Origin of the sequence: Limosilactobacillus secundus, assembly GCF_020784695.1 — a bacterium.
Taxonomy (GTDB): domain Bacteria; phylum Bacillota; class Bacilli; order Lactobacillales; family Lactobacillaceae; genus Limosilactobacillus; species Limosilactobacillus reuteri_F.
On the sequence record NZ_JAJGUA010000038.1, the window covers coordinates 1 to 16,208 of the forward strand.

Genomic DNA, 16,208 nt, shown 5'->3' on the forward strand with positions numbered 1-16,208 from the left:
GGTCATATGATGCCAGATCATGTGCACTTGTTAGTAAGTATTCCGCCGAAGCTAAGTGTATCGCAGTTTATGGGATACTTAAAAGGGAAAAGTGCATTAATGATGTTTGATCGACATGCAAACTTAAAATACAAATATGGGAACCGACATTTTTGGGCTGAAGGCTACTACGTAAGTACAGTTGGATTGAATGAATCCACGATAAAGAAGTATATCCGAGATCAAGAGAAACATGATATAGCAATGGATAAGCTAACAAGTGTGGAATATTCGGACCCTTTTAAGGGTAAGTGAAGTAGTACAAACACCGCTTAAAGCGGTGGCAAAGTAGTCAGAGCATTTTGGCTTGAGCAAAGCGAAAGCCAGCGCCTTGAGACGCCGGCTTTTATTATCGGCTTATAGCCGATGTGCAAACCACCCGTTTGACGGGTGGTTATGATTAGTTTTTCTCATATTTTCCAAACCGTTGATAATCTTGAACTGACATTTCTACCGTTAATAATGTCCCATTACTTTCATAAGTAGTATCTAAAATATTAGTGTGTTCATTAAGGTAAGAAACAACATGACCATCAGTAAATGGAATTAGAAGAGTAGTAGTGACATAGTCCTTAAATAAGTGTTTCTTAATAACTTCAACAAGAAGGTCTAATGAAGCATCTTGTTTAGCTGAAATCACAACTTGATCGTCACCTTCAAGAATAGGAAATTCAATTTCAGTTTTATCTGCTTTGTTAAATACGTTGATCATTGGAATATCAGTAATCCCAATTTGTTTTAAGGTTTCGTTAGTTGTTTCCATCATTTCCTTGTAATGTGGATCAGAATAATCAATAACTTGGATTAGTAAGTCAGCATTAGCGGCTTCTGCAAGTGTTGATTTAAATGATTCAACAAGGTGAGTAGGTAATTTACTAACGAACCCAACCGTATCACTTAGTAAGAAACGTTTTTGATCTGGAAGTGTTAGCTGCCGGACACTTGTATCAAGAGTGGCGAATAACATATTCTTTTCAAAAACGGTTTTTTCTTCAGCAGCTCCATATCTTCTTACAAGGCCATTCATAATAGTTGATTTACCAGCATTGGTATAGCCAACGAGAGCCGCTGTTGGAATGGCACTTTTTACGCGTTGTTTCCGCTTGGTTTGTTCGGATTTATCAATATCTGCCAATTCTTGACGAAGATGGGAAATTTGGTGTTGGATAGTTCGCCGATCCATTTCAAGTTTGGTTTCCCCGGCACCCCGGTTAGTAAAACCACTTCCTCCACCAGTTTGTTGATCTAACCGCTCACTTGCAGTAGTTTGCAAGCGTGGTAAACGGTATTGCAGTTCAGCGATCTGTACTTGAAGTTTGGCTTCTTTAGATTGAGCGCGGGTTGCGAAAATCTCTAAAATAAGAGCGGTTCGATCTAGAATACGACATCCAGTTCCTTCTTCAAGATTACGCAATTGGCTTGGTGATAATTCATCATTAGTAATAACAGTAGGAACGTGATTAGCATCAGCCACCTTACGAATTTCTTCGACTTTGCCTTTTCCAAAGTAGGTAGCAGGATTAGGACGATCGATGACTTGATCAATCCGATCGATAACTTCCATGTGATTTGCTTGTGCTAATTCAGCCAGTTCAACCATTGAGTAGTCAAAGTCTTCTTGACCGGTATTTAAACCAGTGATAATTACTGGTTCTGTAGTTTGTATGTTAGTCTCCATTGAAGAATAGTGTTCCCCCTTGATGGATATTATTCTGGTAATTCAAGTTTATTGTAAAAATCAACACTAGTATTATTCTTATCTAAAGTCAATTTAGTAATGCTTCCGTTACGTGGTGAGTCACCTGGATCGTAAGCGTCAGAATAGCGTTGGACGATAGAGCGAATAGTGGCTCCATGCGAAACTACTAGTACATCTGATCCGTCTGGTAATGCTCGTAAGCGATCAAAACCTTTATCCACCCGTTTCCAGAAAGCAACATGGTCTTCGGCAGTACCATAATTGTCCGCTGCTGCAATCTTATCTTTTAATTTATCTGGTCCCCAACCAGCAACCATTTCTGCAAAACTGTGATAACCATCTGGGCCGCCAAGGAAGTCAGCGAAATGTTGACCATCTTCTCCTTCAAAGTAGCCAAAGAATTCTTCGCGAAATGCTGGCTCTGGAATTGGCTTTGAATTATTACCAGGGTGTTCAGCAAGTAAGAAACGGGTAGTTGAAACTGTTCGTGCAAGGTCGCTGCAAAATACATAATCAAATTGAATAGGAGCAAGCGCCCGTCCTACTCGTTTGGCGTCTTCTTCACCCTTTGGCGTTAGCGGACCATCAGCCCAACCTTGCATCCGATTGTAGAGATTAAGATAGGTTTGTCCGTGGCGTACAAAATAAACATTGATTGCCATAGTTACAGCACTCCTTTATGCGAAATAAAATACTTATTATATTTTAACATGATTTTGCTGAAGAAGAAGCAATTATAGCATTCGGTTTCGCTTAATAATTCGTTGACGAATCGCTTTGATAAGTGCTAACAGGCCAACTCCTAACAGTGAGCATACAACAAATGCTAAGATGATAAGTGAGAAGTGCTGACGAACAAACGGAATTGTTCCAAAGTAATATCCGCATCCAGCACCAATTGCTACCCATAATGTAACGCCAATAATATTACCAACGGTGAATCGCTGGAACGGAAACTGCATTGTTCCAGCAATGAGGGGGACGAACGTTCGAATGAGTGGAACAAATCGTCCTAACGCAACAGCTTTAATTCCATGATGTGTTAAAAAATCTTGTGCTTTCTCAAAACGCGGGCCGCCCATTCTTTTTTTGAGCCATTGCCAATGAGAAAGGGAGTGACCGATATAATAATTAACTGTATCACCGATTAACGCTGCAAAGAAAAAGACGGGAATAACGATTTCCATTTTTAAGATTGGGTTAAAAGCAATGAAAGAACAAGTTAAAAAGACGAGTGATTCACCTGGAAGCCAAGGAAAAATCACTAATCCGGTTTCCATAAAAATTAGGATAAAAAGGAGAACATAGCTCCAAGCGCCCATCCGCTCAAACATTGGAATGATTGTTTCCGCAATATGAGTTAGAAGATAAAAAATATGGCTCATTGTTGTTTTCCTCCTCCTGTAGCATGGTTTCAATATATTGTAGCGTTATTATTAGTTATTTTGATGATCTTAGGATTAAAATTAAGCGACACTTAATAATTGAAAAAATAGAAGGTGGAAAATTAACAGACTAATTGGCGAAAATGATATAATAATTGGATAATTTTAAGATAGATTATTAAGTAAGTCGACCTGAAGATGAAAGGTAGGGAGTATGGAATGTCTACAAAAACTGAAAAAGAACTAGAACAAAAGTACCTTGATAATGTGATTGATAAAGTAAAACAGGCCGAACAAAAAGCGGAAAAAAAGATTAAAACGGCTCAACATGATATTAAGGGCATCAATAAGCAAATTGATGATATCCACTTAAATACCACTACTTATTCAGGCATGATGGATACGGCCATGTCTTTTCGTGCCCAACAGCAGATGTTAGATGAACGTCAAAATAGTTGGCAACATGCGGCAGATCGGCTAGCGACTTTGCAACGACTTGAAAAAAAACCTTACTTTGCTCGCATTGATTTTCGTGAAAAAGGAGCCGATGAAGCTGAAAGGGTATATATCGGGCTTGCATCCTTTACCGATAAGCCAGATCACTTTCTTGTTTATGACTGGCGAGCACCGATTTCGTCTGTTTACTATGAAGGAAAGCTTGGGAAAGTTAAGTACCAGACTCCAGTAGGTGAACAAGAGGTTGACCTTACTCTTAAGCGCCAATTTCAAATTAAAGATGGGGTGATTGTAACCATCTTTGATACCGACGAACAAGTAGGTGACCAGATGCTCCTTGATGCTCTTGGCAACCATTCAAGCACCAAAATGAAGAGCATTGTAACGACGATTCAACGGAAACAAAATGAAATTATTCGTGACACGAAAAATGAATTGTTGTTTGTTCAGGGGGCTGCTGGATCAGGTAAGACAGCGGCAGTTCTCCAACGGGTTGCCTGGCTCCTTTACCGTTACCGGGGTAATTTGACATCTTCACAAGTTGTTTTATTTTCGCCTAACCAATTATTTAATGACTACATTGACCAAGTCTTGCCAGAATTGGGTGAGCATAATATGGTCCAGATGACTTACTTCCAGTTTGCTAATCGCCGGGTACCAAAACTGCACGTTCAGAACTTAGAACAACGGTTTGAAAGTCACCAAGATGAAACGGCTAAGAATGCACAACAACTATTAACAAGCTTGCAATATTTTAAAGCAACAGAGCGTTATGCCAACCATCTTGGTCATGCTAATATGCGTTTCCGCAACCTTATGTTTAATGGTAAAGTCTTTTTGAGCAAAAAGAAGATTAAAGAAATTTACTATTCATTTAACAATAACTATAACCTGGGAAATAGGTTGGATGGAACGAAAGAAGCCCTTATTAAATACCTTAATCACCGTGTCGGATCTGAAATGCGTAATAAATGGGTTGAAGATGAGATCCAAAGTTTAAGCAAAGAAGAAATTGATAACCTCTTTAATAACCAGCCACGTGAATTTGAGGATGAAGATAAAGAGTACAAGTTCCTTGCGCGCCAAATTGTTATGCGGGCATTTATACCAATAAAAAAAGCCATCGATCATAATCAGTGGCTTAACATCAATGGACAATTTTTACACCTTCTCCGAGTAACTCCAAAACTTGTTAATATTGCTGAATATGGCATTTCTGCAGAACAGTGGAAAGATTACGTGGATGGAGTGAAAGAAGAACTAAAGAAGGGCAATATTAGTGCCAACGGAATTACTATTTACCTGTACCTGTATGATTTGATTACTGGAAAACATGGTCAACGTGATATTCGTTACGTTTTTGTTGATGAAGTCCAAGATTATGATGCTTACCAGTTAGCTTACCTTAAATACCGTTTCCCCCGTGCTAAATTCACATTGTTAGGGGACCTTAACCAGGCAATTTTCACTCATGAGAATAGTCGGTCACTATTAAAGCAGTTGGGCACGATGTTTGATCCTGAAAAGACGAAGGTTGTCCAATTAACTAAGTCTTACCGTTCTACGAAACAAATTACCGACTTTACTAAACATATTTTAATTGACGGTGAAGCAATTGAAGCCTTTGAACGTGAAGGCAATAAGCCACAAGTTTATCAAACTAAGGATGAACAAGAAGGGGTAGCGGCAGTTATTGATATCCTTAATAAGTATCAGAACGACCATGATGCCGTTGCAATTATTGGGAAAGATCTCAAAGACAGTGAAGATTTATATCAAAAGTTAAATGCTAACAACATTAAGACCACCCTTATTCGGACAGAAAATCAACGGTTAGTAAAGGGACCAATTGTTGTGCCATCATATCTAGCAAAAGGGTTGGAATTTGATGCGGTTATTGTTTGGAATGCGAATAATCAGCAATACCATGGTAATGATGAGCGACAATTGCTATATACAATTTGTTCTCGAGCAATGCATGAGTTGAGTTTAGTATCAATTGGCAGTCCAACTAGTTTACTAGACCAAGTGCCGACAGGTGAATATGAAAAAGTTAATGTTGACAAATAAATGGTAAGAGTAATATTGCACTTTATTATATTAGATTTATAATTTAATTGTGTATAAAAAAGTGAAGAATAAGTTCGATGAGGAGTAGTTTATATGAGGGTTATTATTATCGGTTGTACCTTTGCGGGGATGACAGCCGCGTCGCAAATTTTAAGAAGTCATCCGGAGACAGAGGTTACGATTTATGACCGCAATGCAGTCGTTCCCTCAATAACGTATGACATCAATGACTATGATGACCAAGATGCGGAACAACCTCGTTTACGAACTGAATTAAGCTCGGATCAATTATCGATTAAGGGTGCTGACATAAAAATGGGGTCCCTTGTAATGGGTGTAGATCCGGCGCAAAAAACGATCAAAGTTATGGGGATGCTAGATGATGCTACTTCCGAAGAGCATTATGATAAGCTGATTATTGCTACTGACTCAAGAAGTGAAGCACCCGCTTTAAAGGGAATTGACAGTAGCAATGTAACCTTAATCAAGGACCAACAAGATGCTAAGGCTGCTCTTTTATTATCTACTATTGACCAGCAAATTGCTGTGATTGGTAACGATCCTCTTAGCTTGGGACTAGTCGATGCATATCGGCAAAAAGGGAAAGAAGTGACTCTTTTTACAAACGGTGAGCCAATTTTGCATCACAATTTTGAAGGAGAGTATTCTAGACGAGCCCTTGAGATTTTAACGGCAGATAATATTAAAGTTGTTACTGATGAACATGTTACCGAATTAGATGATAATGGGATTGGCATCACGGTTGCTACTGATAAGAGCTCATACAGTGTTAGTCGGGCAATTGTTGCTGCAGGTCAAAAGCCAGATACATCTATTTTTGAGGGGATAGTAGAGATGGATGAAAATGGGGTAATTGCTGTTAATGAATTTATCCAAACATCTGATCCGGATATATATGCAATTGGGGGATCAACGACGATTCACTATAATCCAACCGGTAAGGACGTTTATAAACCTCAGCCAACTGAAGGCGTTCGTCAAGCAGCAATTGTTGCCCATAATATCCATGGAAAGCAGATGAAAGATTCGGGAACGCAACTTGCTATGAGTCTAAACCTTGACGGAACATATATGGCTTCTTTAGGATTGACCTTTGAAAGAGCTAAGGCAGCTGGCTTTGATGCTGATGTAGTAACAATTGAGGATAACTATCGTCCAGAATTTATGCCAACTACCACGCCAGTCCTGATGTCATTGGTTTGGGATAAGGATACTCAACGGATTTTGGGAGCACAAATGATGAGTAAGCACGATATTTCAGAAACTTTAAGTTTAGTTTCGTTATGTATTCAGAACCAAAACACAATTGAGTTTCTTGGAATGTACGATACGATGTTCCAGCCCAACTTTGATCGCCCCTTTAATTACGTTAATATTTTGGGACAAGCAGCAATGGCTAAAGCAGGAACGGAATAATCTGTTAAAATATAGGTAGGCAATTAGTCGATTGATTATGGGAGTAAAAAGGCTTATCCTTATGAATAGTAAGCAAATAAAATGAGGTGTAGATATGAAAGTAGTTATTGTTGGCTGTACGCACGCGGGCACGATAGCAGCAACCCAGATTTTAAATGCACATCCAGACACTGAGGTAGTAATTTATGAACGGAATGATAGTGTTTCCTTCCTTTCTTGTGGGATTGCCGTTTATTTGAGTGGTGAAATTGGGAATCCAGATGCGATGTTCTACTCTAGCCCTAAGCAACTAGAAGAGATGGGGGCTACTGTTAAAGTTAAGCATAATGTCTTAAGCGTTGACCCTAATACAAAGACACTTGAAGTTGAAAACCAGGAAACTGGTGAATTGACTGCGGATTATTATGATAAATTGATTGTTACTACTGGATCATGGCCTGTTATTCCACCAGTTTCTGGACTAGAAAATAAGAATTTATACTTGTGTAAAACTTATTACCACGCCAAGAAACTTTTCAATGTCGCCAAGGACTCGAAAAAGATTGTTGTCGTTGGTGGAGGATATATTGGTGTTGAATTAGTAGAAGCATATCTTCGTCAGGGACGGGATGTAACATTAATCGATAGTTCAGATCAAATGTTGATTAAGTATTTTGATAAACAATATTCTGATCGAATTGGTCGTATTTTCAAAGACCACAACGCTCATCTTGAATTGCAACAACGGGTTACTGGATTTGAAGACGATGGTAATGGCGGTGTTAAAGTTCTTACCAATCAAGGTAAAGTTTATGATGCTGACATGGCTGTTCTTTGTGTTGGATTCCGACCAAACAGTGACCTAGTTCGTGGAAAAATTGACCTTCATCCTGATGGTACAATTAAGACCAACGCTTATATGCAAACATCTAATCCTGATATCTATGCTGGTGGGGATGTAACGTCCGTCCACTTTAATCCTACTAATACTGACCGTTACGTTCCGTTAGCCACTAATGCTGTTCGTCAAGGAACGATTGCCGGTGTTAATGTTTTTGGCAATACCATGAAGTATATGGGGACACAGTCAACAACGGGTCTCCACTTGTTTGGTAATACAATGGTATGTACTGGTTTAACATTACGGCGAGCAAAAGAAATGGGAATTGATGCCGATTCAGTTACAATCGAAGATAATTATCGTCCAGAATTTATGCCAACTACTACGCCAGTCTTTATGACCCTGGTATGGGAAAAAGGAACGCGACGAATTCTCGGGGCACAATTTATGAGTAAGCATGATGTTTCGCAATCTGCGAACCTTGTATCTGTATGTATTCAAAATCGTAATTCAATTGATTTCCTTGCTTATGTTGATACATTATTCCAGCCAAACTTTGATCGACCATTTAACTATGTCAATTTGTTGGCTCAAGCAGCAGTTGCTAAGGAAGATAAGAAAGTAAATAAATAAAAATAACGAGGATGAAAAACCTTTTCATCCTCGTTATTTTTAGTGTTGTTTTCTTAAGAATGGTACATCTTGGAAATTAACTTGCATAATTGCATTGGCAAGAAGTAAGATCAGGCCACCCCAAATTAATTGTGGTGTAAGAGGGTCATAGCCCATGATAACTGACATGGTGCTGGCAAAAAATGATTCCAACATTAACAATAATCCAGCTGATGTGGCATCAGTATATTGTTGAGCTGTAATTTGCATTCCCTGCGCTAAGAAAGTTACGACGATAGCTAAGATAGCTAGGGGAATCAAAGCTTGGACCCAATGGATTTGTGTAAGGTTGGTACGTTCAAATAATCCAGTCGTAATCCAGCCGAACGTGCCTTGACATAAACCAATCATGAAGATTACCACCCACGGACTGGAAACTTTCGGCGCGTACTTTCCAAAGAAGATTAATTGTAAGGCCCAAAAAATAGCAGAAACAACAGTTAGAAAGTCACCAAAATTTAATTGAAGACCGGTATTAGCAACATTAGTGATGACAGCCATTCCGATAATAGCGAGGGCGACCGCAAAATATGTCTTTCGCTGGGGACGTTCATGCCAAAACAACTACAAGATCAAGGGAGCAATTGCAACATATAAGGTTGTCAAGAAGGCATTCTTAGCCGGAGTAGTATAACGGAGGGCATCAGTCTGCAAAAAATAACCTAGGAAATTAATTGTTCCCATAAGGATTCCTAGTTTAAAATCCAGCCAAGTCATTTTGTTGATCTGTTTATGGAAGATAATATAACCAGCAATTACACACATTGTTCCCCGGCAAGCGTTGATGACTCCAGAATGCATTCCAGCTTGTATTGTTAGTTTGGCAAATACGTAGCTGCTTCCCCATAAAATAGCAACTAGCAGTAACATTAAATTCGCTTTTTTCTTTGAAATGGTGCTCAGTCCCTTCTGTTAATTAACGACACTCAATCATAACATTTAAGATCTATTTTCTAAAGGTTAACTACGACAAAAAAGTGACAGAATTTTTAACTTTTTGGAAAAATAAAATTGTACGGTTGCGGTTAGCTAGTTAGTGTATTATTGTTAATAATGATATTTTTTTATGGAGGAACGACTATGAAAACAGCGTTGCAGAAGCTCCGCCGTGTCTTGAACACCAAGCTCGGTTTTTTTCTGCTTGTTGTACTTTTATTTTGTTTAAAGAGCTACTGGGCTTATCAAAATGAATTTAATTTAGGTGTAAAAGGAAGCATGCAACAATTCCTTTTAGCATTTAATACGATTCCAAGTGCCCTTGTATTTTTGGGAATTGCATTATATTTCCGCGGGCGATTGTCCTATTGGATGATGTTGATAATTAATGCGGCATTATCGACATGGCTTTTTGCAAATATTTTGTACTATCGAGAATTTTCAGATTTCATTACCTTTAACGTAATAAAGGGATCTGGAGCGGCTTCAAATAATCTTGGTAAAAGTTTAATGGGGATATTACGTCCCGAAGACTTTTTAGTTTACTTGGATGTTGTAATTTTAGCTCTCATCTTACTTTTCCACTTTGTTCGTGTTGATATGCGGCGATTTAAGGTTAGATATGCGATGACGATTACTGCCCTTGGCTTTGTACTATTTGGAGTTAACTTAGGAATGGCAGAAAGTGATCGTTCACAATTACTTACGCGAACTTTTGATAATAATTATATTGTTAAGTATCTAGGGCTCGAAGCATATACAATTTATGATGGGGTTAAGACGACTAATAACAGTGTAGTAAAAGCGCGTGCTAATCGTGACGAATTAAAGCCAGTTTTGCATTTCATCCATAGTAATTATGCTGCGCCAAATGTTGAATATTACGGTAAGGCTAAAGGAAAGAATATTTTTATCATTCATCTTGAAAGTCTCCAGCAATTTATGATCGACTATAAGCAGGATGGTCAAGAAGTAATGCCAAATCTGAATAAGTTGTACCATGCTAATGATACTTTGGCATTTGATAACTTCTTCCACCAAGTTGGTCAAGGAAAGACGGCGGATGCTGAAACAATGCTCGAAAACTCGCTCTTTGGTCTTCCAGAAGGATCAGCAATGGTTACTGATGGGACAACTAATACCTTCCAATCTGCGCCAGCGCTTCTTCATCAAAAACTAGGTTATACGACAGCCTCATTCCACGGGGACGTTCCTAGTTTCTGGAACCGTGATAATGCTTATAAGTCTTTTGGTTACCAATACTTCATTAGTAAAGAGTATTATCCAAAGACCAAGGATTATGATGCTGGATATGGAATGAAGGACAAGATCTTCATGAAAGAATCAGCCCACTATATTGAGCAGCTTCCACAACCATTCTATGCAAAGATCATTACAGTTACTAACCACTATCCATATATCCTCGATAAAAAGAATAAGGATATCGAAGCGTGGAAGACTGGCGATGACACGGTCGATCCTTATATTCAAACTGCACGATACTTAGATGAATCACTTGGCGAATTTCTTGATTACCTTGATAAGACTGGGTTACGGCAAAACAGTGTGTTAGTCCTTTATGGTGACCACTATGGAATTTCTAACAACCACCAACCAGCCATTGCGCAAATCTTAGGTAAGAAGAAAGTAACTAATTATGATCTAGCAATGTTCCAAAAAGTGCCATTTATGATTAATATGCCTGGCCTAAAAGGTGGGATTAATCACACTTATGGTGGTGAAATTGATGTCTTACCTACTCTTGAGGACCTCTTAGGAATTAGCTCTAAGAATTATATTCAATTCGGACAAGACTTGCTTTCACCTGAGAATAAGCAAATTGTACCGTTTAGAAATGGTGATTGGGTAACGCCAAAATACACTAAGTATAATGGCGACTACTATTACACTAAGAATGGTAAGCAAATTACTCACCAAACAGCGACGCAACGTAAAGAAATTGGCAAGATTCAAAAATATGTTACAACTGATCTTGGATTATCAGATAAAGTTGTGAACGGTGACTTGCTTCGGTTCTACAAACTCCCAGGATTTAAGAAAGTTGATAAAAAACAATATACTTATAACCTTAAGAAGAGCTTGAAGAATTTACAGAAACAGCAAAAGAAACAAAAGACAAGTTTGAAGTCGGAAAATAATAACCAGAGTACCTTCGATGATTACACAACCGATGCACCCGAGTTAAAGAATTATCCGAAATTAAACTTCCCTAAACCATAGTAAGATAAAAATGGAGGCCAGTAGAAATACTAGTCTCCATTTCTTATATCGAATAGTTGCGTTACACTAATTATCTGGTAAAATGTTTAGGTGTTCACAAACCAGACTGTGCTTTAATTATGTGTATAATATGTTACTATTAAACGTGAGTAACCGTTTTCATTGACGGATGAAACAAAGGATTTTGCGTAATGGATGAATGGATGAACTACGAACAATTTGATCGACAAACATGGCATGGCTTTTTCCCGACAGATTCAGTACGATTAACTCAAGGGAACTTGGATGAAATTAAATCGTTGAATGATCGAATTTCAATTGAGGATGTACAGGATGTATATTTGCCGCTAATAAAATTAATTCAACTGCGCTACCAGAATTTTTTAGAATGGCAGATGCAAAAGGCAAACTTTTTACAACGTTCCACGATTCGCATTCCATATATTATTGGAATTGCGGGTTCAGTTGCGGTTGGGAAGAGCACCATTGCTCGGTTGATTAGTATTTTACTAAATAAGATGTTGCCTGATAAACGGGTAGAATTAATGACAACGGATGGGTTCTTATATCCTAATGCAGAATTAAAACGGCGAGGAATCATGGATCGGAAAGGCTTCCCGGAATCCTATGACATGGAAAAACTTCTTAAGTTTCTTAATGATGCCAAAGCAGGGGAACCAGTTGTTAAGGCACCTACGTACTCGCACCAGGTTTATGATGTTCAACTGGATAAACCCTTGGTAATTGATCGCCCAGACATATTGATTGTAGAAGGGATCAACACGTTGCAATTGCCAAGTAACCAACAATTGTATGTTAGTGATTACTTCGATTGGTCATTGTACGTTGACGCAGATCCAGACTTGATTGAGCATTGGTATCTTCAACGGTTTGGGATGTTGTTAGAGACTGCTTTTACTGATCCATCAAATTATTACTATCCTTATTCAAAAGGTGACCGCCAAGAAGCTTTCAAGATGGCTAAAGATGTTTGGCAACGTGTTGATCTTCCTAATTTACGGGAGTTTATTCTGCCAACGAAAAGTCGCGCCGACGTAATTTTGCATAAAACTACGGGGCACCTCGTGGATAAGCTTTACTTGCGACGGGGGTAATTGGTTAGCCAGCTATATAAGTCAATAATTTCAATATCAGGATCTAAGCCAGCGTAATTGAGCGCTGGCTTTACTGTAATCAGAAACTTTTTATATTTTGAGGAAAGTTGCCGTAAGCCACTGGTTGCCCGACGATAAGCGCCATCATCGGCAAGAGAATAGGCAATTTGAATACAGGTAAAGATATCGTTTTTTACCGCTACAAAAGTAATCTCATTATCTTTAATTCGTCCACTATATACCTGGTATCCTTGACTTAATAGATCAATAAAGACAATATTTTCAAGGATTCGTTGCGAAAGGACATTCTTTTTCAGTGTGAGAGCTTGCCGAATACTAGGATCTACCGGATAATAACGAATGTTGGTACTTTTAACGTGGTGACGAGAAAGATCATATTCTTTGCATGGGTAAAAGATAAAGGACGTTTGTAAGAACTGTAAATAGAAATCAACTGTCTTATTGGAAGTAGTGATGTGGTGACGTTTAAGACTGTCAACAATCTGGGAGATATTTTGCGTGGTCCCAGCATGATGAGCTAAGTGATGAGCAAGTTGCTTAGTTAGGCCTGGATTACAAAGGGTCGCTTGTTGGGTGAAATCGGTAATGATAATCGTATTAATGATCCCATTCACATAATTGCGGAGGTTGATCGGACCGTGGATTTCGTGAGTATAGGGGAAACCGCCCTCATTTAAATATTGATATAACGTTTGGGAATCAGCTTCTTGTTGGTTCCTTTTTATGTATTCACGGAAGCTGCAAGGAAAAACGGGGATGATAGTATGAGGGACCATTTGCTGAAGATTTTCTTTCTCCAGAATAGTTTTGTTGGAACTTGTAATATAGATATCAGTATTGGAGAGTGAATTTAGGGCATTTACAACGCGGGCAAACTGGGGAACCACTTCGACCTCATCGAGGAAGATATAATTCATCTGATGTTTACTAAGCCGATCAAGGATAAATTGTAGGAGATATTCTGGATTGCATAATTCATTTTCTAGGAGATATTCAAAGTTAATCACTTGGATTTGACTTGAGGAAATTTCTTGGCGCCGGAGAGTTGCCCGGAACTGGTCAAGGATAGTTGTTTTACCACACCGCCGAACTCCTACAAGAATCTTAATTATTGGCTGGTCCATGTTGTTTATTAGTTGGTTAAGATATTTTGTCCGAATAAACATATTGCACCTCAAGTAAAAAATAACTAACTAAATTTTATCAAATGCAGAAAGCGCATTCAAACTAACTGAATTTGGAATAGATTACAAATCCTGCATTAGAAAATCTAGTTAAATTCCTTAGTAAAAGTAAAAAAATAAATCTTTTTAATCCTAATGTATCAATGTTCGAAACGGTTGCGCATGATATTTATGCCTCATTTTTATTGACAATTACTGCCAGACCACTTAAGAAGGATACAGATTAAATGAGATGAGGAGGCTGTCGAAATGATAAAAACTGATAAAGATACTAAAACACTTGAAGCACAAGCGGTTGATGAAGAATTACGGCTATTAAATATTGATTTAGAACACTAATTAAATATCCTCAATAAAATTCCATCTAACGAAAAAGACGTGAGAAAATTTGGCTCCCGTCTTTTTTGTTATGGAAAATTAAATAATCATTGACCATGCCATGTTCAGCCTGTAAACTAGCCTTTAAGAATAAAAATTTGAACAAAGGAAGTGTCATTGTGGCAAACATCAATTTAGATGCGTTTGATAAGATCATTGTCTTGGATTTTGGTAGTCAATACAATCAATTGATTACTCGTCGGCTTCGTGATTTCGGTATTTATTCCGAATTGCTTTCTCACAAGTTAACTGCGGACGAGATCAAAGAGATTAATCCTAAGGGGATCATTTTCTCTGGTGGCCCTAACAGTGTTTATGATCCAAATGCATTCAAGGTCGATCCAGAAATCTTTAAGCTTGGTATCCCGATCTTAGGTATTTGTTATGGAATGCAATTAATGTCATACGACCTTGGCGGAAAAGTTGAAAAAGCTGACAACTCCGAATATGGACGAGCAGATATTGAAGTACTTGATGACGAGGCTGTATTATTCAAAGGTTTGCCAAAGAAGCAATATGTATGGATGAGTCATGGTGACTTAGTAACTCAAGCCCCAGCTGGCTTTGAAGTTACTGCTACTAGTAAGAACTGTCCGATCGCATCAATTGCTGATAATGACCGTAAATTCTATGGCGTTCAATTCCACCCAGAAGTTCGTAATTCCGAATATGGGTTAGATATTTTACGTCGCTTCGCTTTTGATGTTTGTGGCGCTAAAGCAAACTGGACGATGGATGACTTTATCGATATGCAGATTGATGAAATCCGCAAAGAAGTCGGTGACAAGAAGGTTATCTTGGGTCTTTCTGGTGGTGTTGACTCTAGTGTTACCGCCGTTTTGATTCATAAGGCAATTGGTGACCAACTTACTTGTATCTTTGTTGACCACGGATTGTTACGGAAAAACGAAGCTGACCAAGTAATGGATGCGTTGAGTCGCGACCTTGGTGTTAACATCATTAAAGTTGACGCTGCAGATCGCTTCTTAGGCAAGCTTGAAGGGGTTACCGATCCAGAACAAAAGCGGAAGATTATCGGTAAGGAATTTATCGAAGTCTTTAACGAAGAGGCCAAGAAGATTAAAGACGCTGATTTCTTAGCTCAAGGTACGCTTTATACTGACGTAATTGAATCTGGAACCGACACTGCACAGACAATTAAGTCTCACCATAATGTTGGTGGTTTGCCAAAGAAGCTTGGTTTCAAGTTAATTGAACCATTACGCAAGCTCTTTAAAGATGAAACTCGTGAATTGGGTGAAAAACTCGGGATCCCACATGAATTGGTATGGCGTCAACCATTCCCAGGCCCAGGTCTTGGAATTCGGGTTATTGGCGAAATTACTCCTGAAAAGCTTGAGATTGTTCGTGAAAGTGATGCAATCCTTCGTGAAGAAATCAAGAAAGCAGGTCTTGATGAAGAAATCTGGCAATACTTTACTGTTTTACCAGGTATTCGTTCAGTTGGTGTTATGGGTGATGGCCGGACATATGACTATGCAGTTGCTATTCGGGCCGTTACTTCAATTGATGGAATGACAGCCGATTTCGCTAAGATTCCATGGGATGTCCTTCAAAAGATCTCAGTCCGGATCGTAAATGAAGTTGACCACGTTAACCGCATTCTTTATGATGTCACGAGTAAGCCACCTTCGACGATTGAATACGAATAAAAGCATAGGACAACATGAAGCGGGAAGCCTAATTTGACGGCATTTGGAGAAACCATAAATTAGCAAAAAAGACGGATTTTAG

At 38.6% G+C, this 16,208-nt stretch carries 11 protein-coding genes and 1 pseudogene; 7 read left to right on the forward strand and 5 right to left on the reverse strand.

All coding sequences use genetic code 11. The features are described 5' to 3' along the window. Nucleotides 1-294, forward strand: a 294-nt coding sequence (tnpA, locus tag LMB57_RS06770) for an IS200/IS605 family transposase (RefSeq protein WP_229278044.1), incomplete at its 5' end; no start/stop codon positions are given. Between the two features lie 145 nt (nt 295-439). Here tnpA and hflX read toward each other — a convergent pair. The 3 genes from hflX to LMB57_RS06785 all read right to left on the reverse strand — a co-directional run bounded on the left by hflX (nt 440) and on the right by LMB57_RS06785 (nt 3,123). Beyond that, nucleotides 440-1,717: a GTPase HflX gene (hflX, locus tag LMB57_RS06775; RefSeq protein ID WP_229271347.1), complete on the reverse strand. Its 1,278-nt coding sequence runs from the start codon at nt 1,715-1,717 to the stop codon at nt 440-442. Between the two features lie 29 nt (nt 1,718-1,746). Beyond that, entirely contained in the window at nt 1,747-2,400 is a 654-nt protein-coding gene (locus LMB57_RS06780; RefSeq protein WP_229271346.1) for a histidine phosphatase family protein, read from the reverse strand. A 72-nt stretch (nt 2,401-2,472) separates the two neighbouring features. Then, complete coding sequence (locus LMB57_RS06785) at nt 2,473-3,123, reverse strand: DedA family protein (protein WP_229278144.1); 651 nt, start codon at nt 3,121-3,123, stop codon at nt 2,473-2,475. 219 nt (nt 3,124-3,342) lie between these two features. On the opposite strand from LMB57_RS06785, the gene helD reads away from it, so the two are divergent. From helD to LMB57_RS06800, 3 genes are all read left to right on the forward strand, one after another. Next, the gene (gene helD / locus LMB57_RS06790; RefSeq protein WP_267493884.1) at nt 3,343-5,649 is read left to right on the forward strand and encodes an RNA polymerase recycling motor HelD; all 2,307 of its coding nucleotides are present in this window, start codon (nt 3,343-3,345) and stop codon (nt 5,647-5,649) included. 93 nt (nt 5,650-5,742) lie between these two features. After that, entirely contained in the window at nt 5,743-7,086 is a 1,344-nt protein-coding gene (locus LMB57_RS06795; protein ID WP_229271343.1) for an FAD-dependent oxidoreductase, read from the forward strand. A gap of 94 nt (nt 7,087-7,180) precedes the next feature. Further along, a complete protein-coding gene (locus LMB57_RS06800) occupies nt 7,181-8,539 on the forward strand; it encodes an FAD-dependent oxidoreductase (RefSeq protein WP_229271342.1) in 1,359 nt (452 codons plus the stop codon). A 39-nt stretch (nt 8,540-8,578) separates the two neighbouring features. On the opposite strand, the pseudogene LMB57_RS06805 reads toward LMB57_RS06800, so the two are convergent. Further along, nucleotides 8,579-9,448, reverse strand: a pseudogene (locus LMB57_RS06805) (DMT family transporter). Nucleotides 9,449-9,658: 210 nt separating this feature from the next. Between LMB57_RS06805 and LMB57_RS06810 the strand changes: the two are divergent. Then, complete coding sequence (locus tag LMB57_RS06810) at nt 9,659-11,755, forward strand: LTA synthase family protein (RefSeq protein ID WP_229271341.1); 2,097 nt, start codon at nt 9,659-9,661, stop codon at nt 11,753-11,755. A 191-nt stretch (nt 11,756-11,946) separates the two neighbouring features. After that, nucleotides 11,947-12,870, forward strand: a complete 924-nt coding sequence (gene coaA / locus LMB57_RS06815; RefSeq protein WP_229271340.1) for a type I pantothenate kinase — start codon at nt 11,947-11,949, stop codon at nt 12,868-12,870. On the opposite strand, the gene LMB57_RS06820 is transcribed toward coaA, so the two are convergent. Further along, on the reverse strand, nt 12,852-14,057 hold the full coding sequence (locus LMB57_RS06820) for an ATP-binding protein (protein WP_229278225.1): 1,206 nt from the start codon (nt 14,055-14,057) through the stop codon (nt 12,852-12,854). The two genes, coaA and LMB57_RS06820, sit on opposite strands and share 19 nt — an antisense overlap. A gap of 515 nt (nt 14,058-14,572) precedes the next feature. Here LMB57_RS06820 and guaA point away from each other — a divergent pair. Continuing rightward, entirely contained in the window at nt 14,573-16,126 is a 1,554-nt protein-coding gene (gene guaA / locus LMB57_RS06825; RefSeq protein WP_086879130.1) for a glutamine-hydrolyzing GMP synthase, read from the forward strand. Nucleotides 16,127-16,208: the final 82 nt, after the last annotated feature.